At 71.7% G+C, this 26,137-nt stretch carries 26 protein-coding genes; 18 read left to right on the top strand and 8 right to left on the bottom strand.

Going from position 1 to position 26,137, the window contains the following annotated elements:
- Positions 1 to 71: 71 nt before the first annotated feature.
- Together M2157_RS34685 and M2157_RS34680 are read left to right on the top strand one after the other, a co-directional pair.
- A complete protein-coding gene (locus M2157_RS34685; RefSeq protein ID WP_280867205.1) occupies positions 72 to 1,070 on the top strand; it encodes a YafY family protein in 999 nt (332 codons plus the stop codon).
- A gap of 56 nt (positions 1,071 to 1,126) precedes the next feature.
- Complete coding sequence (locus M2157_RS34680) at positions 1,127 to 1,645, top strand: DUF4240 domain-containing protein (protein ID WP_280858984.1); 519 nt, start codon at positions 1,127 to 1,129, stop codon at positions 1,643 to 1,645.
- Between the two features lie 27 nt (positions 1,646 to 1,672).
- Here M2157_RS34680 and M2157_RS34675 read toward each other — a convergent pair whose 3' ends face one another.
- On the bottom strand, positions 1,673 to 1,909 hold the full coding sequence (locus M2157_RS34675; protein ID WP_280867204.1) for a hypothetical protein: 237 nt from the start codon (positions 1,907 to 1,909) through the stop codon (positions 1,673 to 1,675).
- Between the two features lie 159 nt (positions 1,910 to 2,068).
- On the opposite strand from M2157_RS34675, the gene M2157_RS34670 reads away from it, so the two are divergent.
- Positions 2,069 to 3,196, top strand: coding sequence for a peptidoglycan bridge formation glycyltransferase FemA/FemB family protein (locus M2157_RS34670; RefSeq protein ID WP_280867203.1), 1,128 nt, complete (start codon positions 2,069 to 2,071; stop codon positions 3,194 to 3,196).
- Between the two features lie 18 nt (positions 3,197 to 3,214).
- Here M2157_RS34670 and M2157_RS34665 read toward each other — a convergent pair whose 3' ends face one another.
- Complete coding sequence (locus M2157_RS34665) at positions 3,215 to 3,997, bottom strand: peptidoglycan recognition protein (RefSeq protein ID WP_280857099.1); 783 nt, start codon at positions 3,995 to 3,997, stop codon at positions 3,215 to 3,217.
- A 1,433-nt stretch (positions 3,998 to 5,430) separates the two neighbouring features.
- On the opposite strand from M2157_RS34665, the gene M2157_RS34660 reads away from it, so the two are divergent.
- Entirely contained in the window at positions 5,431 to 6,615 is a 1,185-nt protein-coding gene (locus tag M2157_RS34660) for a MarP family serine protease (protein ID WP_280867202.1), read from the top strand.
- A 179-nt stretch (positions 6,616 to 6,794) separates the two neighbouring features.
- Here the strand turns inward: M2157_RS34660 and M2157_RS34655 are convergent, their stop codons facing one another.
- Positions 6,795 to 7,283 carry a GNAT family N-acetyltransferase gene (locus tag M2157_RS34655; protein WP_280867201.1) on the bottom strand — a complete coding sequence of 163 codons (489 nt, stop codon included), beginning with the start codon at positions 7,281 to 7,283 and terminating at the stop codon, positions 6,795 to 6,797.
- Between the two features lie 71 nt (positions 7,284 to 7,354).
- Here M2157_RS34655 and M2157_RS34650 point away from each other — a divergent pair, with 71 nt between their 5' ends.
- Together M2157_RS34650 and M2157_RS34645 are read left to right on the top strand one after the other, a co-directional pair.
- Positions 7,355 to 8,248, top strand: a complete 894-nt coding sequence (locus tag M2157_RS34650) for a TIGR01777 family oxidoreductase (RefSeq protein ID WP_280857102.1) — start codon at positions 7,355 to 7,357, stop codon at positions 8,246 to 8,248.
- Positions 8,249 to 8,419: 171 nt separating this feature from the next.
- Positions 8,420 to 9,859, top strand: a complete 1,440-nt coding sequence (locus tag M2157_RS34645; protein WP_280867200.1) for an NAD(P)/FAD-dependent oxidoreductase — start codon at positions 8,420 to 8,422, stop codon at positions 9,857 to 9,859.
- A gap of 97 nt (positions 9,860 to 9,956) precedes the next feature.
- Here M2157_RS34645 and M2157_RS34640 read toward each other — a convergent pair whose 3' ends face one another.
- A complete protein-coding gene (locus M2157_RS34640; RefSeq protein WP_280857104.1) occupies positions 9,957 to 11,390 on the bottom strand; it encodes a regulator in 1,434 nt (477 codons plus the stop codon).
- 243 nt (positions 11,391 to 11,633) lie between these two features.
- On the opposite strand from M2157_RS34640, the gene lipB reads away from it, so the two are divergent.
- From lipB to M2157_RS34620, 4 genes are all read left to right on the top strand, one after another.
- Entirely contained in the window at positions 11,634 to 12,434 is an 801-nt protein-coding gene (gene lipB, locus M2157_RS34635; RefSeq protein WP_266525804.1) for a lipoyl(octanoyl) transferase LipB, read from the top strand.
- Between the two features lie 74 nt (positions 12,435 to 12,508).
- Positions 12,509 to 13,474 (top strand): lipoyl synthase, encoded by a 966-nt coding sequence (lipA, locus tag M2157_RS34630; protein WP_266525806.1) that lies wholly within the window; start codon positions 12,509 to 12,511, stop codon positions 13,472 to 13,474.
- Positions 13,475 to 13,775: 301 nt separating this feature from the next.
- Positions 13,776 to 13,988 carry a hypothetical protein gene (locus tag M2157_RS34625; RefSeq protein WP_280857105.1) on the top strand — a complete coding sequence of 71 codons (213 nt, stop codon included), beginning with the start codon at positions 13,776 to 13,778 and terminating at the stop codon, positions 13,986 to 13,988.
- Between the two features lie 65 nt (positions 13,989 to 14,053).
- Entirely contained in the window at positions 14,054 to 14,755 is a 702-nt protein-coding gene (locus M2157_RS34620) for a DUF4191 domain-containing protein (protein WP_280857106.1), read from the top strand.
- A gap of 96 nt (positions 14,756 to 14,851) precedes the next feature.
- Here the strand turns inward: M2157_RS34620 and M2157_RS34615 are convergent, their stop codons facing one another.
- Positions 14,852 to 15,322: an RDD family protein gene (locus M2157_RS34615; RefSeq protein ID WP_280867199.1), complete on the bottom strand. Its 471-nt coding sequence runs from the start codon at positions 15,320 to 15,322 to the stop codon at positions 14,852 to 14,854.
- A 200-nt stretch (positions 15,323 to 15,522) separates the two neighbouring features.
- Here M2157_RS34615 and glnA point away from each other — a divergent pair, with 200 nt between their 5' ends.
- The 5 genes from glnA (at position 15,523) to M2157_RS34590 (ending at position 20,361) form a co-directional block, all read left to right on the top strand.
- Entirely contained in the window at positions 15,523 to 16,932 is a 1,410-nt protein-coding gene (glnA, locus tag M2157_RS34610; RefSeq protein WP_057611742.1) for a type I glutamate--ammonia ligase, read from the top strand.
- 122 nt (positions 16,933 to 17,054) lie between these two features.
- The gene (locus M2157_RS34605) at positions 17,055 to 17,312 is read left to right on the top strand and encodes a hypothetical protein (protein ID WP_280857108.1); all 258 of its coding nucleotides are present in this window, start codon (positions 17,055 to 17,057) and stop codon (positions 17,310 to 17,312) included.
- 97 nt (positions 17,313 to 17,409) lie between these two features.
- A complete protein-coding gene (locus M2157_RS34600) occupies positions 17,410 to 18,753 on the top strand; it encodes a hypothetical protein (RefSeq protein ID WP_280868322.1) in 1,344 nt (447 codons plus the stop codon).
- Positions 18,754 to 18,850: 97 nt separating this feature from the next.
- Entirely contained in the window at positions 18,851 to 19,774 is a 924-nt protein-coding gene (htpX, locus tag M2157_RS34595) for a zinc metalloprotease HtpX (protein ID WP_266530223.1), read from the top strand.
- Between the two features lie 2 nt (positions 19,775 to 19,776).
- Entirely contained in the window at positions 19,777 to 20,361 is a 585-nt protein-coding gene (locus M2157_RS34590; protein WP_057611740.1) for a hypothetical protein, read from the top strand.
- A gap of 10 nt (positions 20,362 to 20,371) precedes the next feature.
- On the opposite strand, the gene M2157_RS34585 is transcribed toward M2157_RS34590, so the two are convergent.
- Positions 20,372 to 20,659, bottom strand: coding sequence for a hypothetical protein (locus M2157_RS34585; protein WP_280857109.1), 288 nt, complete (start codon positions 20,657 to 20,659; stop codon positions 20,372 to 20,374).
- A 106-nt stretch (positions 20,660 to 20,765) separates the two neighbouring features.
- On the opposite strand from M2157_RS34585, the gene M2157_RS34580 reads away from it, so the two are divergent.
- Complete coding sequence (locus tag M2157_RS34580) at positions 20,766 to 22,400, top strand: phosphotransferase (RefSeq protein ID WP_280867198.1); 1,635 nt, start codon at positions 20,766 to 20,768, stop codon at positions 22,398 to 22,400.
- An 18-nt stretch (positions 22,401 to 22,418) separates the two neighbouring features.
- Here the strand turns inward: M2157_RS34580 and M2157_RS34575 are convergent, their stop codons facing one another.
- Positions 22,419 to 23,759: a DUF2252 domain-containing protein gene (locus M2157_RS34575; protein WP_280867197.1), complete on the bottom strand. Its 1,341-nt coding sequence runs from the start codon at positions 23,757 to 23,759 to the stop codon at positions 22,419 to 22,421.
- Between the two features lie 231 nt (positions 23,760 to 23,990).
- Between M2157_RS34575 and M2157_RS34570 the strand changes: the two genes are divergently transcribed.
- Positions 23,991 to 25,190: a winged helix DNA-binding domain-containing protein gene (locus M2157_RS34570; protein WP_280867196.1), complete on the top strand. Its 1,200-nt coding sequence runs from the start codon at positions 23,991 to 23,993 to the stop codon at positions 25,188 to 25,190.
- Positions 25,191 to 25,231: 41 nt separating this feature from the next.
- Here the strand turns inward: M2157_RS34570 and M2157_RS34565 are convergent, their stop codons facing one another.
- Entirely contained in the window at positions 25,232 to 25,546 is a 315-nt protein-coding gene (locus M2157_RS34565; RefSeq protein ID WP_280857113.1) for a hypothetical protein, read from the bottom strand.
- A 165-nt stretch (positions 25,547 to 25,711) separates the two neighbouring features.
- Between M2157_RS34565 and M2157_RS34560 the strand changes: the two genes are divergently transcribed.
- Complete coding sequence (locus M2157_RS34560) at positions 25,712 to 26,074, top strand: arsenate reductase family protein (protein WP_280867195.1); 363 nt, start codon at positions 25,712 to 25,714, stop codon at positions 26,072 to 26,074.
- The last annotated feature ends 63 nt before the right edge of the window (positions 26,075 to 26,137 follow it).

The raw sequence follows: 26,137 nt of genomic DNA, 5'->3' as shown, positions 1-26,137 counted from the left end.
CGGGCTTCGATGAAGGGGTACGGCGGCCGCCGTACCCCTTCGCTGTCAGTGGCCCCCGGCATCATGAACCCATGCGTGCTGCCCGGCTCATCAAGATGGTGCTGTTGCTCCAGTCCCGTACCTCCATGACCGCCGCCGAGCTGGCACGGGAGCTGGAGGTGTCGGAGCGGACGGTGACGCGGGATGCGCAGGCGTTGTCGGAGGCCGGGGTTCCGGTGTACGCGGACCGGGGCAGGGCGGGCGGGTACCGCCTCATCGGCGGCTATCGCACCCGTCTCACCGGCCTGGCCCGCGGCGAGGCGGAGGCGCTGTTCCTGTCCGGTGTGCCGGGGGCGCTGCGCGAGATGGGGCTGGATGACGCCGCCTCCGCCGCCCGGCTGAAGGTGTCCGCCGCGCTGCTCCCCTCCCTCAGCGACGCCTCCCGTACGGCCGCTCAGCGGTTCCATCTCGACGCGCCCAACTGGTTCACCGAGCCGAAGTCCCCCGAGTTGCTGCCCGCCGTCGCCGACGCCGTGTGGGACGACAGACGGGTCACCGCGCGCTATCGCGGCCGCGAGCGCGAGGTGCAGCGGGAGATGGAGCCGTACGGGCTCGTGCTCAAGGCGGGCGTCTGGTACCTGTGCGCGCGGATCCCGGAGAACGGCTCCTTCCGGGTGTACCGCATCGACCGGTTCCTGGCGGTGACGGCCGCCGGGGAAGGGTTCGAGCGCGACGAGGAGTTCGACCTGCCCAAGTTCTGGGAGGAGCGCGCCGAACAGTTCGCGCGCTCGATCCTGCGGGCCGAGGTCGTCGTACGGCTGTCCGCAGCAGGGGCGCGCAGACTGCCGTACGCCGTCGATCCCGCCGGTCCCGCCCGGGAGGCACTGGCGGCCGCCGGGCCGCCGGACGATGGCGGTTGGGTGACGGTGACCCTCCCGGTGGAGTCCGAGGAGGTCGCCCACGCGCAGCTCGCGTCGCTGGGGCCGGAGGCCGAGGTGCTGGCCCCGGAGAGCCTGCGGGCGCGGTTCGCGCGGGACGCCGTACGTCTGGCGGGGCTGTACGGGAGCAACGGGACGCTGTTCGGGACATAACAATCCGCCGCACTCCACGTGCGCCCCACCCTTCCAGGCCCGATGCTGGACCCGTGATGGACGAGACGGAGTTCTGGGAGCTGGTGGACGCCACCCGCGAGGCCGCCGAGGGAGACCCCGAGGAGCAGGCCGACCTGCTCGTGGACCGACTCCTGGCGCTGGACCCGGACATGGTCCTCGACTTCGCCCGTCACTTCGAGGCCCGCTTCAACCGTGCGTACACCTGGGACCTGTGGGGCGCCGCCTGGATCCTGCTGGACGGGGTGAGCGACGACGCCTTCGACTCCTTCCGGTGCTGGCTGATCGGCCAGGGGCGTGAGGTGTACGAGGGGGGCGTGCACGATCCCGACTCGCTCGCCGACCTGCTGGCCGACTTCGACGAGGAGATCGACGGCGACGGCGAGGAACTGGGCTACGCGGCTGACGAGGCCTATGAGCAGCTCACCGGTGCCGTCGCTCCCGACCTGGGTATCCCGCCCGCGGCCTCCGAGCCGCTCGGCGCGCCGGTCGACCTGGAGAGCGACCGGGTACTGGCGGAGCGGTATCCCAAGCTGTGGGAGCGGTTCAGGGGCTGAGTCCCGGTCAGGCCGCTCGCGCTGTGTTCAGGCCTCCGTCGTGGCCCTGCGCCGGGTCGTGTCCGTCGGGATGTACGCCTGCGTCTGGTCGGCCTTCACCGCGTGGTGCATCGGGGCCGCGTTGGCCTGGTCGAGCGCGGACGCGGTGACGGCTGCCGGGCCGAGGATCACGGCCGCGACGGCGCAGACGACCGCCCAGGGTCCGCGGGCGGTCCGGGTCCATCCGCCGGCCTTCTCCATGGTGTTCGTGTGACTGCTGTTCATTTCTTCCCCACCTCCAGTCAGTGCGTGTGCATGACGATAGGGCGACTGTTTCGGAGTGGTCCTTGAGTCGCCTACGAGAAACCTGTGAGGGCTCGGCCTCTTGACCCCTGCCGTGACTCCCGGCTTACCGTGGCCGCCCCGAACAGGAGCACCCCGCCCATGACCAGCCCGTATGTGCGCGAGATCACGCGCGAGGAACATCTCGCCCACCTGCGGCTGCACCCCGACGCGAGCCATCTCCAGATCCCCGAGTGGGCCGACGTGAAGCCCGACTGGCTGGCGGAGAGCGTCGGCTGGTTCGAGGGCGAGGCGACGGTCGCGACGGCACTCGTCCTGTACCGGCCGCTGCCCGGCACCCGGCGCTGCCTCGCCTACCTCCCCGACGGGCCCGCGATCGACTGGCGCGGCCCGCGCCCGGAGCGCCTGCTGGATCCGCTGGTCGCCCACCTGGAGAAGCGCGGGGCGTTCTCGGTGCGGATCGGGCCACCCGTGGTCGTTCGGCACTGGGACGCCGGGACTGTGACGGCGGGCATCGCCGACCCCGACGTACGCCATGTGCGCGAGTTGCCGGCGGCCGGCGTCGACGGGTTCGCGCTGGACGCCGCGGAGCGGCTGCGCGGGCTGGGGTGGCGACGGTGCGCGCAGGACGAGGACAGCGGGTTCGGGCTCGGGCAGCCGCGCTACGGCTGTCACATACCGCTCGCGGGCCGCTCGGTGGACGAGCTGCGCGAAGCCCTCGCACCGCACTTCGAGCAGTCCCTGCGCACGGCCGAGTCGGCGGGTGTCCGGGTCTCCTGGGGGACGGCCGCCGATCTGCCCGACTTCTATCGCCTCTATGCCGCGACCGCCGCCCACGACGGCTTCCGGGCCCGCCCGCCGGTCTACTTCCGGCGCATGTGGGAGGCCATGAACGCCGAGGACTCCGACCGGCTGCGGCTGTATCTCGCCGAGTACGACGGGGAGGTGCTCTCCGCCGCGCTGATGATCAACGTCGGTTCCCGTGTCTGGCACTCCTACGCCGCGTCCGGTCGCCGGGGGCGGGAACTGCGGCCCAGCAGCGCGCTGTTGTGGCGGATGCTGTGCGATGCGCGGGCGGCCGGGGCCGAGACGTACGACCTGCGTTCCGTGAACCCCTCCCTCGGGGATGACCGTCTGCTGGGCCGGCTCCGCTTCAAGACGGGGGCGGGCGGCCGGGTCGTGGAGTACCTCGGCGAGTGGGAACGGCCGGTGGGGCTCCAGGGCAGGGTGTTGCAGCGGGCCTTGGGGGTGTATCTCGGCCGCAGGTGACCCGTGGGACTGGGCGGGTCAGGTCCGGCCCTGGAGGCGGGCCGCCGTCTCCCTGATCTCCGGCAGCCGTGCCCTGAGGGCGGCGCCGGGACAGGTCGTCATGTAGCCGTCGCCGTGGGCGGCGAGGGCGGGCAGCTTCGCGGTGGTGCCGGCGGTGTAGCGGCTGAGGCTGTTGCTGGAGGTGAGACGGACGGTTTTGCGCGGGTCGATGCCGGTGAGGCCGAGCTTCCAGGCGGCCAGTGCGGCGATCGCGTCGGTCATGGCCCGCGGCACGGGTGCGCCTGCGGTGAAGGTACCGATGGCGGCGATGCCCGCCGTGCGGTGGTTGAAGCCCTGGGTGTGGGCGCCGGTGACGGGTCGGTCGACGCCGCCCGCGCGGCCCTCGTAGATGGTGCCGCAGCGGTCGACGAGGAAGTTGTAGCCGATGTCGTCCCAGTCCCGGGCGCCGGTCTGGCCGGCGGCGAGGTAGCGGATGATGCGGGGTGCGTCGGCGCAGTCGTAGCCGTTGGGCGAGTCGGTGTGGTGCACGAAGACCGCGAGCACCTTGTCGTCGTAGTGCGGGGGCGGTGGCGTGCGGGCGGCGGAGTTCGCCTCACCGGTGCCGGCGGCCCACACCGACCGCGACACGATGTGCGGCCTGGCCGCCCCGTGCGCCACGAGCCCGTCCCGGGCCACTTCGGCAGCCCTGCCGGGCCCGGCGTCGACCGCACGCTCGACACCGCTGACACACAGCACCAGCCCGAGGACGGCACCGAGCCCGGGAACACACCCGAGCAACACCCGCACGGCGGCGGGAACCACCGGCGCCGACCGAACAGGAGCCGCGCGACGGCCGACGGCCACGGGAGTGGCGGGGGCCGCTGGCCGGGCGGAGGTTGCTGGCCTTGAGGGGGCCGCCGGCCGGGCGGGGGCGGCTGGCCGGGCGGGGGCAGCTGGCCGGGCGGGGGCAGCTGGCCGGGCGGGGGCAGCTGCGTCGGCGGGATGCGCAGGTCGGACGGGAGTCGCGGCACGGACGGGGGTGACGGGCCCGGCGGGGGTCGCCGAACGTACGGGGGTCGCGGGCCCGGTGGGGGTCGTCGGCCGAACGGGAGTTGCGGGCCCGGTAGGGGGCGTCGGCCGAACCGGAGTTGCGGGCCCGGTAGGAGGCGTCGGCCGAACCGGAGTTGCGGGCCCGGTAGGAGGCGTCGGCCGAACCGGAGTTGCGGGCCCGGTAGGAGGCGTCGGCCGAACCGGAGTTGCGGGCCCTGTAGGGGGCGTCGGCCGAACGGAAGCGGCGGTCCCTGCGGAGACAGCAGACCCGTCGGCGGCCTCCGCCCCGGCGGGGCCAGCCGGCCCAACCGAAGCCGCAGGCCCGCCGACGGCCGTCGGACGTGAGGGGACCGGGGGCCCGGCAGACGCCGCAGGCCTGTCAGGAGGCGACGGACGTGAGGGGACGGTAGGCCCGCCAGACGCCTCCACTCCGGCAGGGACCGTATTACCGGCAGACGCCGTCGAGCGGACAGGACCGGGGGGCCCAGCGGAGGCCGAAGGCCCGGCAGATGCCTCCGCCCCGGCAGGAGCCGCAGGCGACCTGGCAGGAGCCTCAGGCCCAGCGGAAGCCGTTGGGCTGGCGGGATCGGCGGGCGCCGCATGAGCCCCCGCCCCGGCAGCGGCCACAGACCCGGCAGACGCCGTCGGGGCGACCGGAGCCGTGAACCCGGCCGACGCCTCCACCCCGGCAGAAGCCGCAGGCGACGTGTCAGGGCCCTCAGGCCCGGCAGAAGCCCCCGCCCCAGCAGCGGACACAGAACCGACAGACGCCGTCGGGGCGGCAGGAGTGGTGGGGCTGGTCGGCGCCGCAGGGGCGCCGCCAGACACTTCCGTCCCGGCAGGCGCCCCTTCCCCGGCGGCTGTCGCCGAGGGGCGTTTGTGGGGCAGGCGGTTTTGGAGTGCGAGGCCCAGTCGGCTCGCGTCGCGTATTCGGGCCGCGAGTGCTGTCCGGCTCGCGTCACGTATTCGAGCCGTTCGCCGTCCTCGCATCCCCCGCGCTCTTCGGACACGCATGGTTCCACTGTCGGCCGGATCCGCTCCGCCCGCGATGTGTGCTGTGCCACCCGGTGGAACCATCGTCCTGGTCCGCAACGTTTTTCCAGGTGCACGCACGCGTACCGCCGGGAACCGGCCACGCGTGCGCGTAGCTGATCACTGGACGCCTCGCCTGCGTACTGAAGGTTCCGAGAGAGAAGGGCGGCTCCGTGGACGTGCTCGACATCCTGCTGTTGCTGGTGATCGCCGCCTATGCGGCCTCCGGCTACCGGCGCGGCCTGGTGGCCGGCTGCGTCTCGCTCGCCGGGTTCGTCGGCGGCGCGGTCGTGGGCGTGTGGGTGCTGCCGTGGATGATGGACCTGGTGGCACCGGGGAGCACGGCCGCGACGGTGACCGCGGTGCTGACCGTGCTGGTTCCGGCCGCGGTGGGGCACGAGCTGGCGGGACGGCTGGCGCTCAGGCTGCGCCGGGAGCTGGACCAGGGTCCGCTGAGAGTCGCGGACGGCGTCGGCGGGGCCGTCGCCAACTCCGTGGCCGTGCTCATCGTGGCCTGGGTCGCCGCAAGCGTGCTCGGCGCGTCCTCGTCCCCGCTGGTCACCACCGCCATCCGGGACTCCGCGCTGCTCGGCGCCGTCCAGGACTCCATGCCGGAGACCACGCCGTCCTGGTTCTCCCGGGCCACCTCCGCCCTGACCGAGGCAGGCTTCCCGCAGGTCTTCAACCCGTTCGAGAACGAGTCGACGGCCGAGGTCGCCAAACCCACCGGCGACAGCGTCACGGCCGCCGCCACCAACGCGGCCAAGCTCAGCACCGTCAAGATCGAGGGCGCCTCCGGCACCCAGGGCCGCGAGGGCAGCGGCTTCGTGTACGCCCCGCAGCACGTGATGACCAACGCCCACGTGGTGGCCGGCATCGACGAGCCGAGCGTCCGGGTCGGCGGGGTGGGACAGTCGTACCAGGCACGGGTGGTGCTGTTCGATCCGAACCGGGACGTGGCCGTGCTGTACGTCCCGGATCTCCGGGCGCCGGTGCTGCGCTTCGACGACAGTGCCTCGCGGGGCGACTCCGCGGTGGTCGCGGGCTATCCGCAGGACGGTGACCTGAACCTCCAGGCGGCCACGGTGGCCAACCGGGTGAAGGCGACCGGCCAGAACATCTACAGCGACGCCACCGTCACTCGCGAGATCTACTCGATCCGCTCGACCGTCCGCCCCGGCAACTCCGGCGGCCCGCTGCTGACCGCCTCGGGCCAGGTCTACGGCGTGGTCTTCGCCCGCTCCACCTCCGACAACGAGACGGGTTACGTCCTGACGGCCGACGAGGTCGCCGGAGACGCAGAGAAGGCGGCGGACGCCACGTCGCCGGTGGACACGGGCGAGCTGGTCACGTCGTGACGCGGCGGTCTCCCGGATGATGGGGCCACGTCCCGCATGGCACCGGTCCCGCACCGGTCCCGCATGGCACCCGGAGGCTCCCGTGCCCGTGTTCTTCCTGATCTCGCTGTTCGTGGCGGGGGTCGCGCTCTGCCTGGTGGTGCGCAGGCGGCGTACGACCGCCGCGGCCGACCAGGTCCTCAGAGACGGCGCCCCATGAGCACGTCGTCGACGTACTCCCCCGCCAGCAGGAACTCCTCGGGCAGCACTCCCTCGACCGCGAAGCCCTCGGACTCGTAGAGCCCCCGGGCGGGCGTGTTGTGCCCGAGGACGCGCAGGGTGAGGCGGCGGGCGCCCCGGCGGCGGGCCTCGTCCGTGACCGCGCGGATCAGGGCGCGGCCGACGCCCCGGCCCCGGGCCTCCTCGCTGACGGCCAAGCCCTGGATCTGGCGTACGTGGGCGTTCGCTTCGATCGGAGTCGGGAAACCGAGAAGGACGTACCCCAGGATGCGGCGGTCGGCCTCGGCGACCAGGCAGTCGTCGGGAAGGTGGTGCTCGCCGAAGAACGGCCGGTAGGGAGGCTGCTGCTGCGGCGTGACCGCGTGCAGGGGCGACCAGGTCGCGCGGTCGAGGCGGGCCAGCTCCTCTTCGTCGTCAGGGAGGGCGAGGCGTATGGACAGCTGGGACATGACCGCCACCCTACGGCCGGGGTACCGGAACCAGACATCGCTCTTACGCACCCACCAGGCAGGATGAGGTCATGCAACTTTCAAGAATCGCGGTGGCCGGAGCGTCCGGGCTGATCGGCTCGGCCCTGACGCGGTCCCTGGCCGCGGACGGGCACGAGGTGGTGCGGCTGGTGCGCCGGGAGCCCCGGGACGGGACCGAGGTCCGGTGGGACCCCGAGGCCGGGCGGGTCGACACGGCCGGGCTCGCCGGGTGCGACGCCGTGGTCAACCTCGCCGGGGCGGGCGTCGGTTCGCGGCGCTGGACGGACGCGTACAAGAAGCAGATCCACGACAGCCGGGTCAACGGCACGACCGCCCTCGCCAAGGCCGTCGCCTCGCTGGACAAGCCGCCGCGGGTCTTCGTGAACGGCAGCGCGATGGGGTACTACGGCGAGACCGGCGACCGGATCGTCGACGAGGACTCCCCCGCAGGACAGGGCTTCCTGCCCGAGCTGTGCGTGGAGTGGGAGGGGGCGGCCGCACCCGCGCAACAGGCGGGCGTGCGGACCGCGTTCACCCGCACCGGGCTCGTGGTGGGCCGCGGCGGCGGGGCCTGGGGCAAGCTGTTCCCGCTGTTCCAGGCGGGACTCGGCGGGCGGATGGGCGACGGGCGGCAGTACTGGTCGTTCATCGCGCTGCACGACGAGGTGGCCGCGATCCGCCATCTCCTGGAGACCGACGGGCTGTCCGGACCCTTCAACCTCACCGCCCCGCAGCCCCTGACGAACCGTGAGATCACCGAGGCCATGGGCCGCGTGCTGCACCGGCCGACCCTCTTCAGCGTCCCCGCGCCGGTACTGCGGGCCGCGCTCGGCGAGATGGCCGGGGACGTGCTGGGCAGCGCACGCGTGCGGCCGACGCGGCTGCTGGAGTCGGGGTTCACGTTCGCGTTCCCGGACATCGAGGGGGCGATCAGGGCGGCGTGAGGGTTCCGGTGGCCGTCTGTGACTACATGCGACCGCTGTGCGACCGTGCCCTGTTGATGCGCGACTGTTCCTGACCGGTAACCGCCCTACCCTCGACCCGAACTCGGGTATCCCCGGAGCCTGTTGGGGGCATGACGTCTCCACCGGCCGCGCAACCTCGAGGAGGGGCACGTGCTTGAGCCCGCGTACCAGGCGGACGTCGTGATCGTGGGAGCCGGGGTCGCCGGACTCTCCGCGGCGCATCGGCTGACCAGCCAAGGAGTGACCGTCGCGGTGTTGGAGGCCGCCCCGTGTGTGGGCGGCCGGATGTCGACCGAGAAGGTCGACGGCTTCCGGCTCGACCGGATCGGACAGCTGCTGTCCACGGCGTATCCCGAACTACGGCTCGCGCCCGGGCTCGACGGGCTCGCGCTACGGCCCTTCGCGCCGGGCGTCCTGCTGCACGGCGACGGACGCCACCACCGCGTGGACGCTCCGGCGGGCGCCCGGAGCGCAAGGGGCGCACTGCATGCGGTGCGCGCCCTGGCGAGCGCCCCTCGGGGGATGCCGGGGCCGAGGCTGGTGGCCGCATCACGGAGGGCCGCATCCCGGAGGGCCGCGTTCCGGGTGCTGCCCGGTGCCGGTCAGGGGACCACGTCCAGGGCCGCCCGCGCGGCCGCGCCGCTCGGCGGTGCCGTCGACCAGGCCCGGCTCGGTGCCGCGCTCACCCGGTTCGCCACCGTGCCCGTCGAACGCCTCCTCGCCCGTCCGGAGTTGCCCGCCGGGCAGTCGCTCGCGGCCCGGGGACTGCCCGCGCGCACGATCGACGGCTTCCTGCGTCCGCTGCTCGCCGCACTGCTGTGCGACCCCGCGCTGACGACGTCCAGCCGATGCGCCGACCTCGCGCTGCGGGCCTTCGCGGGTGGGCGGCTGTGCGTGCCCGAGGGCGGTGCGGAGGCGCTTCCGGAGCTGCTCGCGCAGACGCTGCCGGCGGGAACCGTGCACACAGGGGTGCGGGTCACGTCCGTCGCGACGACGTCGGTGACCACGGCCGAGCACGGCGAGATCCGGTGCCGGGCGGTGCTGCTGGCGACGGACGCGCGGGCCGCGGCCGAGCTGCTGCCGGGGTTGCGGGTGCCGGACTTCCACCCGGTGACGGTCGTCCACCACACGACGGACGAACCGCCCCGCACGGGTTCCGCGCTGCTGCTCGACGCCGACCGGGGCGGCCCGGTGGCCCACACGGCGGTGATCAGCGAGGTCGACCCGAGCCGGGCCCCTTGCGGCCGGGCCCTGATCTCCTCGACGGTCCTGGGCGCCCCTCCTCCGGACCTGGAGACGGCCGTACGCACCCACCTGGGCCGCCTGTACGGCATGCCGACGCACCGCTGGGAGACCCTCGCGGTCCACCACACCCGGGAGGCGGTCCCGGCCATGCCCGCCCCGCACGACCTGCGCCGCCCGGTACGCCTGCTGGCCGGCCTGTACGTGTGCGGCGACCACCGCGACACCAGCACGGTCCAGGGCGCCCTGCACTCGGCCCACCGGGCAACCACAGCAATCCTGAAGGACCTGGGCGCGTCGGGCTCCATGCACCGAGCAGACCCGACTCCGACAGCTCAGGCAGCCTGACGGTTCACCCGCGCCCCGAAGGGGCGCGGGGAACTGCGCGATCAGCCACCACGCAGTCGTCACACGGCAAACGAGCTGCTGAGTTACGGCGAGACCCCTACCCGAGTGCGGCGACCTGGTCGCGATAACTCCGAACCGGCGCCGCATCCTTATAGGGCTCCAACCGCCGCTCGAAGTCCCGCACATACTCCACCGCCCGCACCGACCGCATCTCCGCGGCCTGCCCCGCCGCCTCCGCCGCCAGCGCACAGGCCTGGTCCAGTTCCCCCAGACCCAGACGCGCGGAGGCAAGGACCACCCGGCAGAACAACCGGCTCCGCGCATACGCGGGCGCACGCAACTGAAGGGAGCGCTCGGCGTGTTGCGCCGCCGCCCGGAACTGCTGCAGATCCCGGTGACAGTGCCCGAACTCGTCCGCCAGCTGCGCCTCGTCGAAGAACCGTGCCCAGTGCGGGACTTCGTCACCGGGACGGGCCGTCTCCAGGGCCCGTTCCGCGCGGACCAGTGACGCCGTGCACGCCCGCACCTCCCCCAGTACGCCGTGCCCCCGCGCCTCGGCCGAGTGCAGCAGAGCCTGCACGACCGGTGGAGCCGTCGTACCGACGCCCTGCTGGGCCACCCGCGCGAGCTGGATCGCCTCCCGCCCGTGCCCCAGATACACGGCCTGACGGCTCATCGTGACCAGCACATACGCCCCGTACGCCCGGTCCCCCGCCGCCTGCGCGAGCCGCAGCGCCTGCACGAAGTACCGCTGTGCGAGACCGTGCGCCGCGATGTCGTACGACGTCCAGCCCGCGAGCCGGGTCAGGTCCGCCGCCGCGGAGAACAGTCTGCGGCCGGTCGTCTCCCCGTAGGTGCCGCGCAGCATCGGCTCGCACTCGTGCTCCAGATAGCGCACCAGGGCCTGCCGGGCGTGGCCGCCGCCGTACTGGTCGTCGAGGGTGCGGAAGAGCTCGCCGACCGAACCGAGCGCGGCGATGTCGCCCCCGGTGACCTTCTGACCGGGCGCGCGCTCGGCCTGGCCGCGCTGCCGTGGCACCACCGGACGCCCCTGGGGAGGGACCCGGACCGGCTCGCCGCGGGCGACCCTGTCGTCGGGGCGGCCGATCAGCCAGTCACGGCTCGGCACGACCAGTCCGGCGGGTGTGAAGGCGATCTTGCGCAGTTCGGCGTGGCTGCCGGAGTCCTTGCGCCACAGCCCGCTGACGATGTCGACGGCCTCCTCGGGACCCGCGGCGAACTCCAGGCCGGCGTAGACGGGCGCGCAGGCGTCGAGGCCCAGGTCCTGCGCGGAGAGCCGGCGGCCGAGACGCCGGGTGAAGACCTCGGCGATGAGGGCGGGCGTGGTGCCCCGGGGCTGTTGTCCGCGCAGCCACCGGGTCACGGACGTCTTGTCGTATCTGAGATCCAGCCCGTGTTCGAGACCGAGCTGGTCCACGCGTCGGGCGAGACCCGCGTTGGAGAACCCCGCTTCTGCGATGAGCGCGGCGAGCTGTCGATTGGGAGTGCGCTGCGCGGGTCGTTCCGTCATCTGCGGTGCGGTCTCCTGCCTTTCGGGCTGTCACGTGGCCACGTGGTGCCCGGATTGCCTGTGAGCAGCCCTTATGGCCTGCGCGAACGGCGAATGTAGCGGAGAGTGAGCAGACGATCGCACACTTCGACGTTCGTTCATCCGATCGTGTGAGGATTGACCCCGAAGCTGACGCCCACGGGCCGGACGTACAGTGGCGTGGGCACCCTTCGTGCCTTACGACCTTCTAGGGAGGCGCTTGCCGTGAGTGGGTTGCGGTTCGTCCGTATGGGCTTCGGTGCGGACGCGGTCGAGTACCAGGAGGCGTGGGACGAACAGCGCCGGGTGCACGCGGCGCGGTTCGAGGACGAGATCCCCGACACCGTCCTGCTGCTCGAACACCCCCCTGTGTATACGGCGGGCCGGCGCACCGCGGACAACGAACGCCCCCTCGACGGCACCCCGGTCATCGACGTGGACCGCGGCGGCAAGATCACCTGGCACGGTCCGGGCCAGCTGGTGGGCTACCCGATCCAGAAGCTCCCGCGTCCGGTGGACGTCGTGGCGCACGTACGGCGCCTGGAGGAGGCCCTGATCCGCACGTGCGCGGAGTACGGGCTCGAGACGAGCCGGGTCGAGGGCCGCAGCGGCGTATGGGTGCTCGGCGATCCGGTCGAGCAGCGTCCGGCGATCGGCGGCCTCTCCCTGGACTTCGACCCCCGGCTCACGGACGAGGAGTTCGACCCGCGCATGAACGGCCCGGAGTACGCCCCGTCCAACGCCGGGCAGCGCCGTGAGGACCGCAAGATCGCGGCGATCGGCATCCGGGTCGCCAAGGGCGTGACGATGCACGGCTTCGCGCTGAACGTGAACCCGGACAACAAGTGGTTCGACCGGATCATCCCCTGCGGCATCCGCGACGCGGGGGTCGCCTCCCTCGCGGGCGAACTCGGCCGGGACGTGACCATCGGCGAGGTGCTCCCGGTCGTCGAGCGGCACCTGAGGGACGTACTGGAGAACGCGGAACTGAAGCCGAGAGTGATCGAGAAGACACCGGCGGCCTGAACACCGCCGCTGACTTTCAAATCAACGGGCGTACCCTGAACAACGCCGAAGAATCAATCGCTAGGGAGCCGGTCGTGTCCGCAGTCGCACCCGACGGACGCAAGATGCTGCGCCTGGAGGTCCGTAACGCCCAGACCCCCATCGAGCGCAAGCCCGAGTGGATCAAGACCCGGGCGAAAATGGGTCCCGAGTACACCGCGATGCAGAAGCTCGTGAAGAGCGAGGGCCTGCACACGGTCTGCCAGGAAGCCGGCTGTCCCAACATCTACGAGTGCTGGGAGGACCGCGAGGCGACCTTCCTCATCGGCGGCGACCAGTGCACCCGGCGTTGTGACTTCTGCCAGATCGACACCGGCAAGCCCGAGGCGCTGGACCGTGACGAGCCGCGCCGCGTCGGCGAGTCCGTGGTCACCATGGACCTGAACTACGCCACCATCACCGGCGTCGCGCGTGACGACCTGGAGGACGGCGGCGCGTGGCTGTACGCCGAGACGGTCCGGCAGATTCACGAGCAGACCGCGGGCCGTGAGGCCGGCCGCACCAAGGTCGAGCTGCTGGCCCCCGACTTCAACGCCGTGCCGGAGCTGCTCCAGCAGGTCTTCGAGTCCCGGCCCGAGGTCTTCGCGCACAACGTCGAGACGGTCCCCCGGATCTTCAAGCGCATCCGCCCCGGCTTCCGCTACGAGCGCTCCCTGAAGGTCATCACCGAGGCCCGCGACTTCGGCCTGGTGACCAAGTCCAACCTGATCCTCGGGATGGGCGAGACCCGCGAGGAGGTCAGCGAGGCGCTCCAGCAGCTGCACGACGCCGGCTGCGAGCTCGTCACCATCACCCAGTACCTGCGCCCGTCGGTGCGCCACCACCCCGTGGAACGCTGGGTCAAGCCGCAGGAGTTCGTGGAGCTGAAGGACGAGGCCGAGCAGATCGGCTTCTCCGGTGTGATGTCCGGACCCCTCGTCCGGTCCTCCTACCGGGCGGGCCGGCTCTACCAGATGGCGGTCGAGAAGCGTGGCTCCTACGTCGCTTCGCAGGCCGTCTGAGCACTGCCTGCGCACTCCCTGAGCACTGCTCCAGCCCCTTCGGAATGGCACGGAGTGCCACTCCAAACGTGTGAATCCGAGCACAAGCAACTACCGCTCGGTAGCGGCCGATTGACGCGGTCCCGGACATCCCCGCAGATAGGGGGGTCATCGGGGCCGCGTCCGTGTTTTCGGGCGGCACATCAAGGCTTCATGGGTGTTTGACCGGTCGGTCACGTCCTGGTAACACCATTCAGTGACCCTGGATGTACAGCCCGTGCACCACTCACCGAAGCCGCCACTCCCGAGGGGGACCCCCATCATGCAGGCCGCGCCGGTTCGCGCCACCGCCATCCCGTCGTTCACCGATGCACTCCGTGCCGTCGAGTCCGTGCTCATGAGCAGCGGCCAGCGGACCGCCCGCCGCAATGCCTGGACGTCCGTCCTGGAGGACCGCCGCCGCGCCAAGGACAGGGTCGAGGCGCAGCGTGTCCTGGAGCGGACGCTCACCGAGACGGTCACCGTCCGCTCCTGAATCGTCCCCTTCGACGGTGGACACTGCCGTCGTCGGCGCCTGCGGGGCCACGTAGACTTCGGGGCATGGCGAGAAGTGACAGTGCGGCGGATGCCGCGAACCCCGGGCGACTGAAGCAGATCGCCCTGACGTACAAGATGACCCGCAAGGCCGACAAGAAGATCGGCCTGGTACTCGCGGGTGTCTTCATCCTCATCCTCGGTGTCTTTCTCGCGATCGGTTTCCTGATCGGTCACCCGGTCTACCTCGGCATCCTGGGCTTCCTGCTCGCCTTCCTCGGGACGGCGGTCATCTTCGGACGCCGGGCCGAGCGGGCCGCGTTCGGGCAGATGGAGGGTCAGCCGGGCGCCGCTGCGGCCGTGCTGGACAACATCGGCCGGGGCTGGACGACGACCCCCGCGGTGGCGATGAACCGCAGTCAGGACGTGGTGCACCGGGCCGTCGGCAAGGCCGGCATCGTCCTGGTCGCCGAGGGCAACCCGAACCGGGTCAAGGGCCTGCTGGCCGCCGAGAAGAAGAAGATGAACCGTATCGTCGCGGATGTGCCGGTGCACGACATCCTCGTCGGCACGGGTGAGGGCCAGGTCCCGCTCAAGAAGGTGCGGACCACGATGCTCAAGCTGCCGCGCGTGCTGACCGGCCCCCAGGTGACGGCCACGAACGACCGCTTGCGGGCGATGGGCGACCTGATGAGCAACATGCCGTTGCCGAAGGGCCCCATGCCCAAGGGCATGAAACTCCCGAAGGGTGGGCCCAAGGCCCGCTGAATCCTCTCGTACGACGATGGGGGCGCCCGGTGTGACACCGGGCGCCCCCATCGTCGGTTCTGCAGGAGCGGGAAACGTGACCCTGTGGAGACCTGGTCAGATACGTACTTCCACGGTCTTCGCCAGCCGGTCGTGCAGGCCCCTGCCGTCGCGGTCCCAGATCAGGGCCGGGAGGGCGAGGCAGAGCAGGACCGTGCGCAGGAGGGCCCGCGCCGGGTTCACGCGACCGGTGTCGAGGGCGATCACCCGCAGGCCGAAGAGGCGCTTGCCGGGGGTGAAGCCGAGGGTGCCGACGGTGAGGACGCCCATCACGAAGAAGACCAGCAGCGCCCAGTTCGAGGTCGCCGGACCGCCGTAGCTCTGAGTGATCAACCGGGATGCAATCAGGACGCTCATCGCCCAGTCCACGGCGAGTGCGCCCAGCCGCCGTCCGGGGCGGGCGATCGAGCCCGGCCCCTCCTCCGGCAGGCCGAGCTGCTGTCCGCGGTATCCGAAGTCGACACCGGCGTCCTCGGCGGCCGCGCGGGGGCCCGAGAGCCACGATCCGATTGCATCCCTCTTGTCCACGGGTCCACCGTACTGCCAGCGTTTCGGGATACGGACAGGTGGGGCGGGGCCCACGATGTCCGGTTAACTTGTGCGAAACAAATGGGTCACGCCCGAGAAACCACCCGTCCCTAGGGTCGTGGACAGCGTGTGCCACCGCACTGGCCGCACGAACGAACTACCACCCCGGTCCAGGAACGGTCGGGAGTAGGAGGAGCTGGATGTTCCAGAACGCCGACGAGGCCAAGAAGTTCATCGCGGACGAGGACGTCAAGTTCGTCGACGTCCGCTTCTGCGACCTGCCGGGCGTCATGCAGCACTTCACGCTGCCCGTCGAGGCGTTCGACCCGGACGAGGAGCTCGCGTTCGACGGCTCGTCGATCCGTGGCTTCCAGGCCATCCACGAGTCCGACATGGCGCTGCGCGCGGACCTGTCGACCGCCCGGGTCGACTCCTTCCGCCGCGACAAGACGCTGAACATCAACTTCTTCATCCACGACCCGATCACCGGCGAGCAGTACAGCCGTGACCCGCGGAACGTGGCGAAGAAGGCCGAGGCCTACCTCGCCTCCACCGGTATCGCCGACACCGCGTACTTCGGCCCCGAGGCCGAGTTCTACGTCTTCGACAGCGTGCGCTTCGCCACCTCGTCGAACGAGTCCTTCTACCACATCGACTCCGAGGCGGGCGCCTGGAACACCGGCGCCCTCGAGGACAACCGTGGTTACAAGGTCCGCTACAAGGGCGGCTACTTCCCGGTCCCGCCGGTCGACCACTTCGCCGACCTGCGTGCCGAGATCTCCCTCGAGCTGGCCAAGTCCGGCCTGCAGGTCGAGCGCCAGCACCACGAGGTGGGCACCGCCGGCCAGGCCGAGATCAACTACAAGTTCAACACCCTGCTCGCCGCGGCCGACGACCTGCAGCTCTTCAAGTACATCGTGAAGAACGTCGCCTGGCGCAACGGCAAGACCGCGACCTTCATGCCGAAGCCGATCTTCGGTGACAACGGCTCGGGCATGCACGTCCACCAGTCGCTGTGGACGGGCGGCCAGCCGCTCTTCTACGACGAGGCCGGTTACGCGGGCCTGTCGGACACCGCCCGCTACTACATCGGCGGCATCCTCAAGCACGCCCCGTCGCTGCTCGCCTTCACCAACCCGACGGTGAACTCCTACCACCGTCTGGTCCCGGGCTTCGAGGCGCCGATCAACCTCGTCTATTCGCAGCGCAACCGCTCCGCGGCCATGCGTATCCCGATCACGGGCTCCAACCCGAAGGCCAAGCGCGTCGAGTTCCGTGCGCCCGACTCCTCCGGCAACCCGTACCTGGCCTTCTCGGCGCTGCTGCTCGCGGGCCTCGACGGCATCAAGAACAAGATCGAGCCGGCCGAGCCGATCGACAAGGACCTGTACGAGCTGGCTCCCGAGGAGCACGCGAACGTCGCCCAGGTCCCGACCTCCCTCCCGGCCGTCCTCGACCGCCTCGAGGCCGACCACGAGTTCCTCCTCCAGGGCGACGTCTTCACGCCGGACCTGATCGAGACGTGGATCGACTTCAAGCGGACGAACGAGATCGCCCCGCTCCAGCTGCGCCCGCACCCGCACGAGTTCGAGCTGTACTTCGACGTGTGATCGACGCGTAGGCCAGTCCTACGGCGGCTTTGCGGCGCCCCCGTTCCCGTTTCCCGGGACGGGGGCGCCGTCGTATCGTTTTCTGCACAGCTGTTCGACAGGAGACGACGGGGGATACGGGGATGTCAGCGCAGGACGAGGACGGCGAGCGGGAGTTCGACATCAAGTGGGCCGACGGGGCCGAGCTCAAGGAGCCCTCTGCCCGGGCCCGGATGCTCGCCGCCCGTTGGAAGGAGAACCCGCCGAAGCCACAGCCGTTCCGTGCCGACCCGGAGCCGAGGGCACCGAGCCGCTCGTCCTGGAGGTCGACGGCCATCGTCCTCGGGACCGTGGCAGTGATCATTCTGGTGCTGGGGTATGCGGGCTTCCGTCCGTTCTAGCGCGCTGAGCAGGTAAGGGGCGGACGTGCGGAGCAGTATCTGGAACGGGGCGCAGGCGGCGGTACGCCTCGCCAAGGGGGCGGTCCTGCGGGAGGCCATGTTCGACGTGGCCGACCCGGCTGTCTGGATCGCGCTGGACGAGGCGGTGCGGCACAGTGCCCGGTCCTCGGCCGACGGCACCTGGCTGCCGGCCTGGCAGCGGACCGAACAGGGGTGGACGCTGACCGACGGCCAGATCGCGCTCGGCCTGTGCCAACGGGACGGGAGGATCCGCGAGTGGGCGCTGGGGGAGGTCGCGGGGCGGCCGGAGCTGCTGCCGTTGGTCGTGATCCGGTGCGCGGACTGGGCCGAACCGGTGCGGGACCGGGCCAGGACGCGGTGGGCCGAGGCGGTCACCGTGGAGACCGCGACCGCGCTGACCCCGCTCGCCCTGCGGATCGGCATCCGGCACCGGGGTGACTTCGCCCTCGGCCTGATCGAGAAGGTGCTGCGCTCGGCGGACCGCGAGGCGCTGCTTCCGCTCCTCACCCATGCCGACCGCACCGTGCGCCGCTTCGCCCACCGGCTCGCTGTCGAGGAGGGCTTCCTCTCCCCCGCCGAGCTGGCCCGCGCCGCCGCCCGGGACGAGGACACCGTCGTCCAGGGCCTGTGCGCCGAAGCCGCGCTGGCCGCCGTGGCGGAAGGCGGCGCGGACGACGACGTACTCGAACCGCTGCTCGCCGCCCGCAATCCGCGGGCGCGGTCGGCCGGGGTGACCGCGTTGCGGCGGGCCGGGCGCGGGGAGCGGGCGGTCGGGTTTCTCGCCGACCGGGCCGGGGTGGTGCGGGCCTGTGCGCGGTATGTCGTACGGCAGTCCGGGGGTGAGCCGGTGGAGTGGTACCGGCGGCGGTGCGCCGAGGCCGGCGATGCGGCGCTGTCGGGGGGGGTGGTGAGCGGGCTCGCGGAGTGCGGCGACCGGAGTGACGCCGAGGTGCTGTGGGCGTTGACCTCGTATCCGGATCCGGTGGTCAGGGCGCGCGCCGTGGGCGGGCTGCGGGCGCTGGACGTGCTGGACGTACGGCGGCTGCGGGCGCTGCTCGACGATCCCGCGCCCGGTGTGGTGCGGGAGGCGACCCTGGCTCTGATGCCGTCCGCGCGGATGCTGGACGACGGATGGCTGCTGGAGCGGCTGGCGGTGGAGCGGCCCCGGGAGACGCGGGTCTCCGCCTTCCGGCTGCTCAACGCGTACGGCGGGCTCGTACGGCTGCGGGCCGCCGTCGCGCTGGTCGACGATCCGGACGACAAGCTGCGGCACTGGGCCCGGCAGTCCGTGCTGCGCTGGCATCCGACGGCGGGGGTGCCGCCGGGGTCGGCGGCGGTGGGTGAGCTGCTGGAACGGGCGCGTCTGTTCGACGAGTACGGGTTGAAGAGGCTGAAGTGGGAGGCCGGGCTCAAGGCCTGAGCCTTTGCTGCCCCTAGGGCTGATCGCGACCGCTTCATGGGCTGGGCCAGGTGCACACTGGACGGTGGGACGAGTGCCTGACTGCGGGGTGGTGCAGATGCGGAGTCGTTTCCGGAGCGACCGGCGGCTGACCGTGCGGATGACGGTCACCATGTTCCTGCTCGGACTGCTGTACGTGGCCTTCTTCGCCGCGTTGATCGTGTTGCTGAAGTCCTGGCTGCTGGTCGTGGCCCTGATCGCCGTGATGTTCGTGGCGCAGTTCTGGTTCTCCGACAGGATCGCGATGTTCGCGATGCGCGGGAAGGTCGTGGGGCGCGAGGAGTATCCCGAGCTGCATGCGGTGGTCGACCGGCTGTGTGCCATCGCCGACATGCCCAAGCCCGTGATCGCCGTGTCCACGATGGACATGCCCAACGCGTTCGCCACCGGCCGGAACCCGGACAACGCCGTGGTGTGTGTGACCACGGGGCTGCTGCGGCGGCTGGATCCCGCCGAGCTGGAGGGTGTGCTCGCGCACGAGCTGTCGCACGTGGCGCACAAGGACGTGGCCGTGATCACCATCGCCTCGTTCCTGGGCGTGATCGCCGGGCTCATCGTGCGGTTCGCCTTCTACAGCCAGCTGTTCGGCGGGCGGAAGGACCAGAACACCGCCGTGATCTTCGCCGCCGTGATGGGTGTCTCGGCGGCCGTGTACGCGCTCAGCTTCCTGCTGATCAGGGCACTGTCCCGGTACCGGGAGCTGGCGGCGGACCGGGCCGCGGCCCACCTCACCGGCCGGCCCTCGGCACTCGCCTCCGCGCTCACCAAGGTCTCCGGCGAGCTCGCCCGCATCCCCACCAAGGACCTGCGCACCGCCCAGGCCTTCAACGCCTTCTACTTCACCCCTGCCACCGGCAAGGAGCCCGGCATCGAGCGGATCTTCTCGACCCACCCGTCCCTGGAACAGCGGCTGGAGCAACTGGGTCGGATCTCGGCCGAGTTGGGTGAGGCGGCGACGCCCGGGAAAGGTGAGGCGGGCTGAGGATGGGGCTGCTGGACATCCTGCTCGGGCGCACGAAGCCCGTCGCGCCCGATCTCGACCAGCTCTTCGCGCTGCCGTCGGCGGCCGTCACGCTGGAGGCGGCCGCCTCCTTCACGCCGACCGGACGCGGGGCGGTGTGCTTCGCCACGGTCGAGGGGGCGGCCTTCGAGCAGACGCACCGGGAGGTCCAGGCCCTGCTGGACGCGGACGCCGACCGGGACGGCCCCCCGGTGGAACTGCGGCGGGACGACTTCGGTTACTCCTGGCTGGTCTCCGAGCGCACCCCGGACCAGCTGCCGCAGCTGGTCAACGACCTGCACGCGGTGAACAGTTCGATGGAGGTCAACGGCTTCGGGCCGCAACTGCTGTGCTCGCTCGCCGGGTTCCAGGACAGCGAGGGCCGCTCCCTCGCGCTGGTGTACCTCTACAAGCGTGGCAGCTTCTACCCCTTCGCGCCGCTCCCCGGCGAGGGACAGCGGCGCGACAACCCGCTGGAGCTGCGGGTGAAGGCCGCGCTCACGAACGATCTGCGGATCGAGCAGGACCTGAACCGCTGGTTCCCCCTGTGGGGTGCCCCCGGCCTCTGAGGCCCTGGCCCTAGCCCTTTCTCTCGCGTGCCTGCCGACGGGACTCCAGGGGGTGCTCGCGGCGGTAACGGCGGTCCCACCTGGCCTGCTTGTCACGGCGGTCGCGGTACGCCCGGTAACTGCCGGGCGTAGCCCCCGAAGCGCCGCCGGACGGGCCGCCCGGCGAGGACGCCGAGGTACCGCCCCGGCCGTACTGCATGTACACGAAGAGCAGGGCGACGGCGACAAGCCACCAGATGTGGTTCCCGAAGCCCAGGATGACCAGGACGACGGTCCCGGAAATGACGATGGTGCCCATGACGGGCCTCCGTGTGCGTGGGTGTGGTGTAGAAGAGTAGCCCCGGAGGGGCGGGGTGATGCCTGCCCTGCGCGAAGCTCTTTCCCCGCACTCTGGAGTTGACGGCATGCCCGAGTCCTTCACACAGGAACACGCCGGTGAGCGCCTGTGTGGCGTCCACGGCGGGAGCATTGACAGTCGTCCCACCGCTGTCACCGCCGTACTGCTGCACGGGGCCGGCCGCGGCAGCAAGGAGCGACTCCTGCCGCTGCTCGAGGAGTTCGTGGCGCACGGCTGCCGCGCGCTCGCCTTCGACTTCTCGGGGCACGGCGAAAGCGCGGGCGAACTCGGCGAGTTGAGTCTGCGCCGCCGATTCGAGCAGGCGGTCGCCGTGATCGACGCGCACGCCCCGGCGGACGGGCCGCTGGTGCTGGTCGGGTTCAGCATGAGCGGCCAGACGGTGGCGGACCTGACCCGCCACTACGGCAAGCGGGTGGCGGCGCTGGGACTGTGCGCGCCCGCCGTGTACGCGGCCGAGGCCTGGGAGGTGCCGTTCGGGCACGGTGACGGGAGGTTCAGCGGGATCATCCGGCGGCCGGACAGCTGGCGGCGGTCTCCGGCGCTGGAGGTGCTGCGGGCGTACGAGGGACGGGCGGTGCTCGCCGTGCCGGGCACGGACGCGGTGATCCCGCCGGAGGTGACCGAGGCCGTGCAGGAGGCGCTGGCCTCCCGGGCCCAGTTCACACGCCTCGAACTGCCGGATGCAGACCACCAGTTGGGCCTGTGGCTGCGCGATCACGCCGACGACCGGCGGGAGTTGGTGACCGCGCTGCTGACCGGGCTCGGCGACCGGGGCTGGACGGCGACCCGGGGCTGGGTCGCCAAGCAGCTCCCCGAGGGCCGTTCGGTCGTCGACTCGGGCTTTCTGTCGGGAGGTTGGAGCTCCCAGATGCGACGGCTCACCCTCGACGACGGCACCGAGCTGGTCCTGCGGTCGTTCGTGAAGCCGTTCTTCCGGCACCACGCCCCCGGTCTGCTGGGCCGCGAGGCCTCGATCCTGGCGCTGCTCGCCGACGCCGACGGTGTTCCGGCCCCCGAGCCCGTCGCCGTCGACACGACGGCCGAACACTGCGACCATCCCTCGCTGTTGATGTCCCGGCTGCCGGGGCGGGTACGCGTAGACGAAGAGGATCTCGAACGGCGCCTGGACCTGCTGGCGGCCCAACTCGTACGGATCCACCGGGTCGTTCCCGAGCAGCGGCCGCGCACCTACCAGGCGTGGACCCGGCCGGAGAAGGTGCACGGGGTGCGGGGCCGACTGTGGGAGCGGGCCGTGGACGTGATCCGCCAGGACCCGCCGCCGTACGAAGGATGCTTCCTGCACCGGGACTTCCACCCCGGGAACGTGCTGTTCACCGGGGCGGGCGACGACCTGCGGATCAGCGGGGTGGTCGACTGGGTGGAGACCTCCTGGGGACCCGCCGACCTGGACGTCGCCCACTGCTCAACAGCCCTCGCCCTGCTCCACGGCCCCGAACACGGCCTCGCCTTCCGGCAGCGGTACGAGGCCCACGGCGGATACCGGCTCGCCGACGGGCCGGACCACTTGTACTGGCGGCTCCTCGACGCGCTCGCCTACTGCCCCGACGCGGCCAAGCTCGCCGGACCGTGGCGCGAACTCGGGCGGACCGAGTTGACGCCCCGGATGCTGGGCGGGCGGCTGGAGGCGTACGTGCGGGGGCTGGTGGAGCGGTACGGGTGAGTGGCGGGCGGCCGGGGGTCACTCGCCCGGGGCCGCCGTGACGACACCTGCCGCGATGGCGGCGGACAGGACCGCGTGGTCGTTCGTGGTCCGGTCGGCGTAGGTGAGCGCGAAGTCGGCGACCGACTGGTCGAAGGTGTCAGAGGTGCCCAGGTACGCGGCGATGGCGATGCGGTCGCCGGAGCGGGCGTGGGCGCGGGCCAGGGTGGTGCCGCACAGGCGGGCGTAGGCCCTGAGGTCGGCCGGGGGCATGCCGGCGACGTCCGCGGCGCCCTTCATGTCACGCAGCCTGCGCCAGTAGTAGGCGCGCCCCTGCGGTCCGCTCATCCAGCCCAGGAAGATGTCGCTCGCCGCCTGCAGCAGCCGCTGGCCCACGACCACACGGCGGCCGGGATGGTCGTACGGGCCATGCGGCAGATACTCCTCCAGTACGGATTCCCGCGCTTCCTTGAGCTGCAGGAACAGCGGGTCGTCGACGTCCCGCCCCTCCAGCAGCACGATGAAGCAGCGCAGGCCGACGCTCCCGACGCCGACGACCTTGCGGGCCGCGTCGACGAAGCGGAAGCGGTCCAGGAGCAGCCGGCGTTCCTCGGAGAGCGTGGAGCGGTAGTCGCTGAAGATCTTGCGCAGGCTGGCCATGTCGGAGGCGCCGGCCGGCTCGAGGAGCGGCGGGTCGTGGACGATGCGGCGGCGGCCGTCGACGACCTCCGTGAGCTTGCCGAGGGCCTGGATGCTGGTGCGGCGCCGGGCCCGGGTGAGGCTGGACTCCACCTGCCGGCGGTGACGGGCGGAACGCACGAGGGGCAGCAGGCTGTCGGCGTCGGCGCTCGCGTACCAGACCTCCAGCTCGCCCATGCGGGCCAGTCGGCGCATGGCCGTGCGGTACGCGGTGACGGCCTCCCCCGCCGCCCGGTGGGCCTTGGCCTCGCCGTGTCCGTTCTCGCGGGCGGCCACGGCGACGCTCGCGGCGAGCCGTTTGACGTCCCACTCGAAGGGGCCGGGGAAGGTCTCGTCGAAGTCGTCGAGGTCGAAGAGGAGGGAGCGTTCCGGGGAGGCGTAGAGGCCGAAGTTGAGCAGGTGGGCGTCGCCGCAGAGCTGCACGGTGAGGCCGGTGTGGGGCTGGGCGGCGAGATCGGCGGCCATCACGGCGGCAGCGCCGCGCAGGAAGGCGAAGGGGGAGGCCGACATCCTGCCGTACCGGATGGGCAGCAGCTCCGGGAGCCGGTCGCGGCCCTGCCGTTCCAGTACGGCGACGGGGTCGGGGCGGTCGACGGACGGTATCCAGAGGGCGTGGGCGGAACGGGGGACGCGTTTGCGGGCGGTGCGGCCGCGCTCCGCGCGGGTGGCGGGGGTGTTCATGTGCCCTGTCTCCGGGTCACGCTCGCCTCCTGGTCGCCGGTGTCGTTCACCTCCTCATCGCAGTGAAGGGCCGGAGGGGGCAGGTGCGCATGCGGGGTACGGCGATCGGGTGACGTGTGCGTCGGGGGTGCGGTGTGTCGTCGTGTATCTGCCGCGCCATCGTGGCTGGTCGCGCAGTTCCCCGCGCCCCTATAGGGCGCGTTGTCAGTGCCCTGGGTCAGGATGGGCCGTATGGGCTTGGATGACGGAGTGCGGTACATCGGGGTCGACGAGCGGCGGGCTCGGCTGGCGTTGCGGCAGCAGCTTGCCGGGGCGGCTCGGGTGGGGAGTCCCGAGGAGGTGGCCGGGGCTCTGGTCGCGCTGCACGGGTCCGACCCGGCGACCGTGTATCTGGCGGTCGGCGCGCGGCTCGTGGATCCCTCGGGGACCGTCGCGGAGACCGAGCGGGCGTTGTACGAGGACCGGTCGTTGGTGCGGATGCACGGGATGCGGCACACCGTGTTCGCGTTCCCGACCGAGCTCACCGCCATCGTGCACGCCTCGACCGGCCTCGCGGTCGCCGCGCGGGAACGGGCCTCTCTCGTCAAGGACATGGCGAAGGCCGGGGCCCCGGACGCGACCTGGCTGAAGGAGGTCGAGGAGGCGACGCTTGCCGCGCTCGCCCGGCGCGGCGAGGCGACGGCGACGGAGCTCGCCGAGGACGAGCCGCGGCTGCGGGAGCAGTTCGTGTACGCGGCCGGGAAGAGCTACGAGGGCGTCCACTCCGTCTCGAGCCGCCTGTTGAGGGTGCTCGGCGTGGAGGGCAAGGTGGTCCGCGGCCGGCCGCTCGGCTCCTGGATCTCCACGCAGTTCCGCTGGGCGGTGGCACCCCCGCATCCCGAACTCGACGTGGCCGAGGCCCAGGCCGAGTTGCTGCGGCGCTGGCTCACCGTGTGCGGCCCCGCCACCGAGGCCGACCTGAAGTGGTGGACGGGCTGGAAGGTGACCGACGTCCGCCGCGCGCTCGCGACGATCCATGCGATCCGGGTGTCCGTGGACGAGGGGCCGGCCTACGTCGTCGACGGCGACGCCGGACCGGTCACGGGCCCCGTGGAGCCCTGGGCGGCGTTGCTGCCCGGCCTCGATCCGACGGCGATGGGCTGGCAGCAACGGGACTGGTACCTGGCGCCGTCGCTGCGGCCCGCCCTGTTCGACCGCAGCGGCAACGTGGGACCGACGGTGTGGTGGAACGGGCGGGTGGTGGGGGGTTGGGGACAGCGGCCCGACGGGGAGATCGTCTGGCGGCTGCTGGACACGGAGGGCGTGGGGAGCGAGGCCGAGGCGGCCGTCGCGGCGGAGGCGGAGCGACTGCGGGGGTGGGTGGGGGCGACGCGCGTGACACCGCGGTTCCGGGTGCCGTTGGAGAAGGAGTTGGCCGGGGGCGCCGGCTGACCGGAACGCCGGGCGCCCAGGAGGGCGCCCGGCGCCACGGCCTACCGCGAGTAGCGCATCAGCGCCCGCACCATGTGGCACGTCGTGTCCGACGGTGGGTGGACGCCGATCATCTCCGCCGTGTCCCGGATCGTCTCGTTGCGGGCCTGGTTCGGCACGTAGACGCCGGAGTCGAGCAGGGCGATCGCGAGCCGCATCGCCTTGAGGCGGCGGTTGTGGGTGACATACCACTCGCGGGGACGGCCCGGCGGCAACGGGCGCTTCTCCACGGGGGTGTACGGCAGGTCGAGCAGCACGGGGTGCTTCGCGGTGGACTGGGTCGGGAACGGCTTCGCCTTCAGTGCGGCAGCGGGCACAGGCATCCTCCTGTCGCGATAAGGACGGCCACCGGGGAACCCGGCGACGCCCTCGAACACTGGTTTTATTCTACCGTCCGCCACTGACAAAAGCCCCTGGCCACAAGGGCTTTCGGGGGTGCTGTGACGCAGGTGGAAGACGGGTTTTCGCGTACCGTGGACACCATGGAGATCTGGATCAATCCGGCCTGTTCGAAGTGCCGCAGCGCGATCGGCCTGCTCGACGCGGAGGGCGCCGAGTACACCGTCCGCCGCTATCTGGAGGACGTCCCGAGCGAGGAGGAGATCCGCGAGGTGCTCGTCCGGCTCGGGCTCGAACCGTGGGACATCACCCGCACCCAGGAGGCCGCCGCCAAGGAGCTCGGCCTCAAGGAGTGGGCCCGGGACGACAGTTCGCGCGACCGGTGGATCACCGCGCTCGCCGAACACCCGAAGCTGATCCAGCGACCCATCATCACGGCGGACGACGGCTCCGCGGTGGTCGGCCGCACCGAGGACGCCGTACGGGATGCCCTGGCCAGGAAATAGCGGGGTGTGACGCAGGTTACGTCTGATGACTCCTGTAACCACTGAGTAACCTCGTTCGGTATC

The sequence above is a fragment of the Streptomyces sp. SAI-127 genome (assembly GCF_029894425.1).
Lineage (GTDB): Bacteria > Actinomycetota > Actinomycetes > Streptomycetales > Streptomycetaceae > Streptomyces.
This window is presented reverse-complemented; position numbering and strand designations above follow the sequence as displayed.

Bases quoted from the DNA above. Each gene is read 5' to 3' on its own strand.
- M2157_RS34640 (WP_280857104.1), bottom strand. From the start codon at position 11,390: ATGACGGAACGACCCGCGCAGCGCACTCCCAATCGACAGCTCGCCGCG.
- M2157_RS34620 (WP_280857106.1), top strand. From the start codon at position 14,054: ATGGCGAGAAGTGACAGTGCGGCGGATGCCGCGAACCCCGGGCGACTG.
- M2157_RS34655 (WP_280867201.1), bottom strand. From the start codon at position 7,283: ATGTCCCAGCTGTCCATACGCCTCGCCCTCCCTGACGACGAAGAGGAG.
- M2157_RS34560 (WP_280867195.1), top strand. From the start codon at position 25,712: ATGGAGATCTGGATCAATCCGGCCTGTTCGAAGTGCCGCAGCGCGATC.
- M2157_RS34605 (WP_280857108.1), top strand. From the start codon at position 17,055: ATGTCAGCGCAGGACGAGGACGGCGAGCGGGAGTTCGACATCAAGTGG.
- glnA (WP_057611742.1), top strand. From the start codon at position 15,523: ATGTTCCAGAACGCCGACGAGGCCAAGAAGTTCATCGCGGACGAGGAC.
- htpX (WP_266530223.1), top strand. From the start codon at position 18,851: ATGCGGAGTCGTTTCCGGAGCGACCGGCGGCTGACCGTGCGGATGACG.
- M2157_RS34580 (WP_280867198.1), top strand. From the start codon at position 20,766: ATGCCCGAGTCCTTCACACAGGAACACGCCGGTGAGCGCCTGTGTGGC.
- M2157_RS34600 (WP_280868322.1), top strand. From the start codon at position 17,410: ATGTTCGACGTGGCCGACCCGGCTGTCTGGATCGCGCTGGACGAGGCG.
- M2157_RS34590 (WP_057611740.1), top strand. From the start codon at position 19,777: ATGGGGCTGCTGGACATCCTGCTCGGGCGCACGAAGCCCGTCGCGCCC.
- M2157_RS34570 (WP_280867196.1), top strand. From the start codon at position 23,991: ATGGGCTTGGATGACGGAGTGCGGTACATCGGGGTCGACGAGCGGCGG.
- M2157_RS34575 (WP_280867197.1), bottom strand. From the start codon at position 23,759: ATGAACACCCCCGCCACCCGCGCGGAGCGCGGCCGCACCGCCCGCAAA.
- M2157_RS34675 (WP_280867204.1), bottom strand. From the start codon at position 1,909: ATGAACAGCAGTCACACGAACACCATGGAGAAGGCCGGCGGATGGACC.
- M2157_RS34685 (WP_280867205.1), top strand. From the start codon at position 72: ATGCGTGCTGCCCGGCTCATCAAGATGGTGCTGTTGCTCCAGTCCCGT.
- M2157_RS34625 (WP_280857105.1), top strand. From the start codon at position 13,776: ATGCAGGCCGCGCCGGTTCGCGCCACCGCCATCCCGTCGTTCACCGAT.
- M2157_RS34680 (WP_280858984.1), top strand. From the start codon at position 1,127: ATGGACGAGACGGAGTTCTGGGAGCTGGTGGACGCCACCCGCGAGGCC.
- M2157_RS34670 (WP_280867203.1), top strand. From the start codon at position 2,069: ATGACCAGCCCGTATGTGCGCGAGATCACGCGCGAGGAACATCTCGCC.
- M2157_RS34585 (WP_280857109.1), bottom strand. From the start codon at position 20,659: ATGGGCACCATCGTCATTTCCGGGACCGTCGTCCTGGTCATCCTGGGC.
- M2157_RS34650 (WP_280857102.1), top strand. From the start codon at position 7,355: ATGCAACTTTCAAGAATCGCGGTGGCCGGAGCGTCCGGGCTGATCGGC.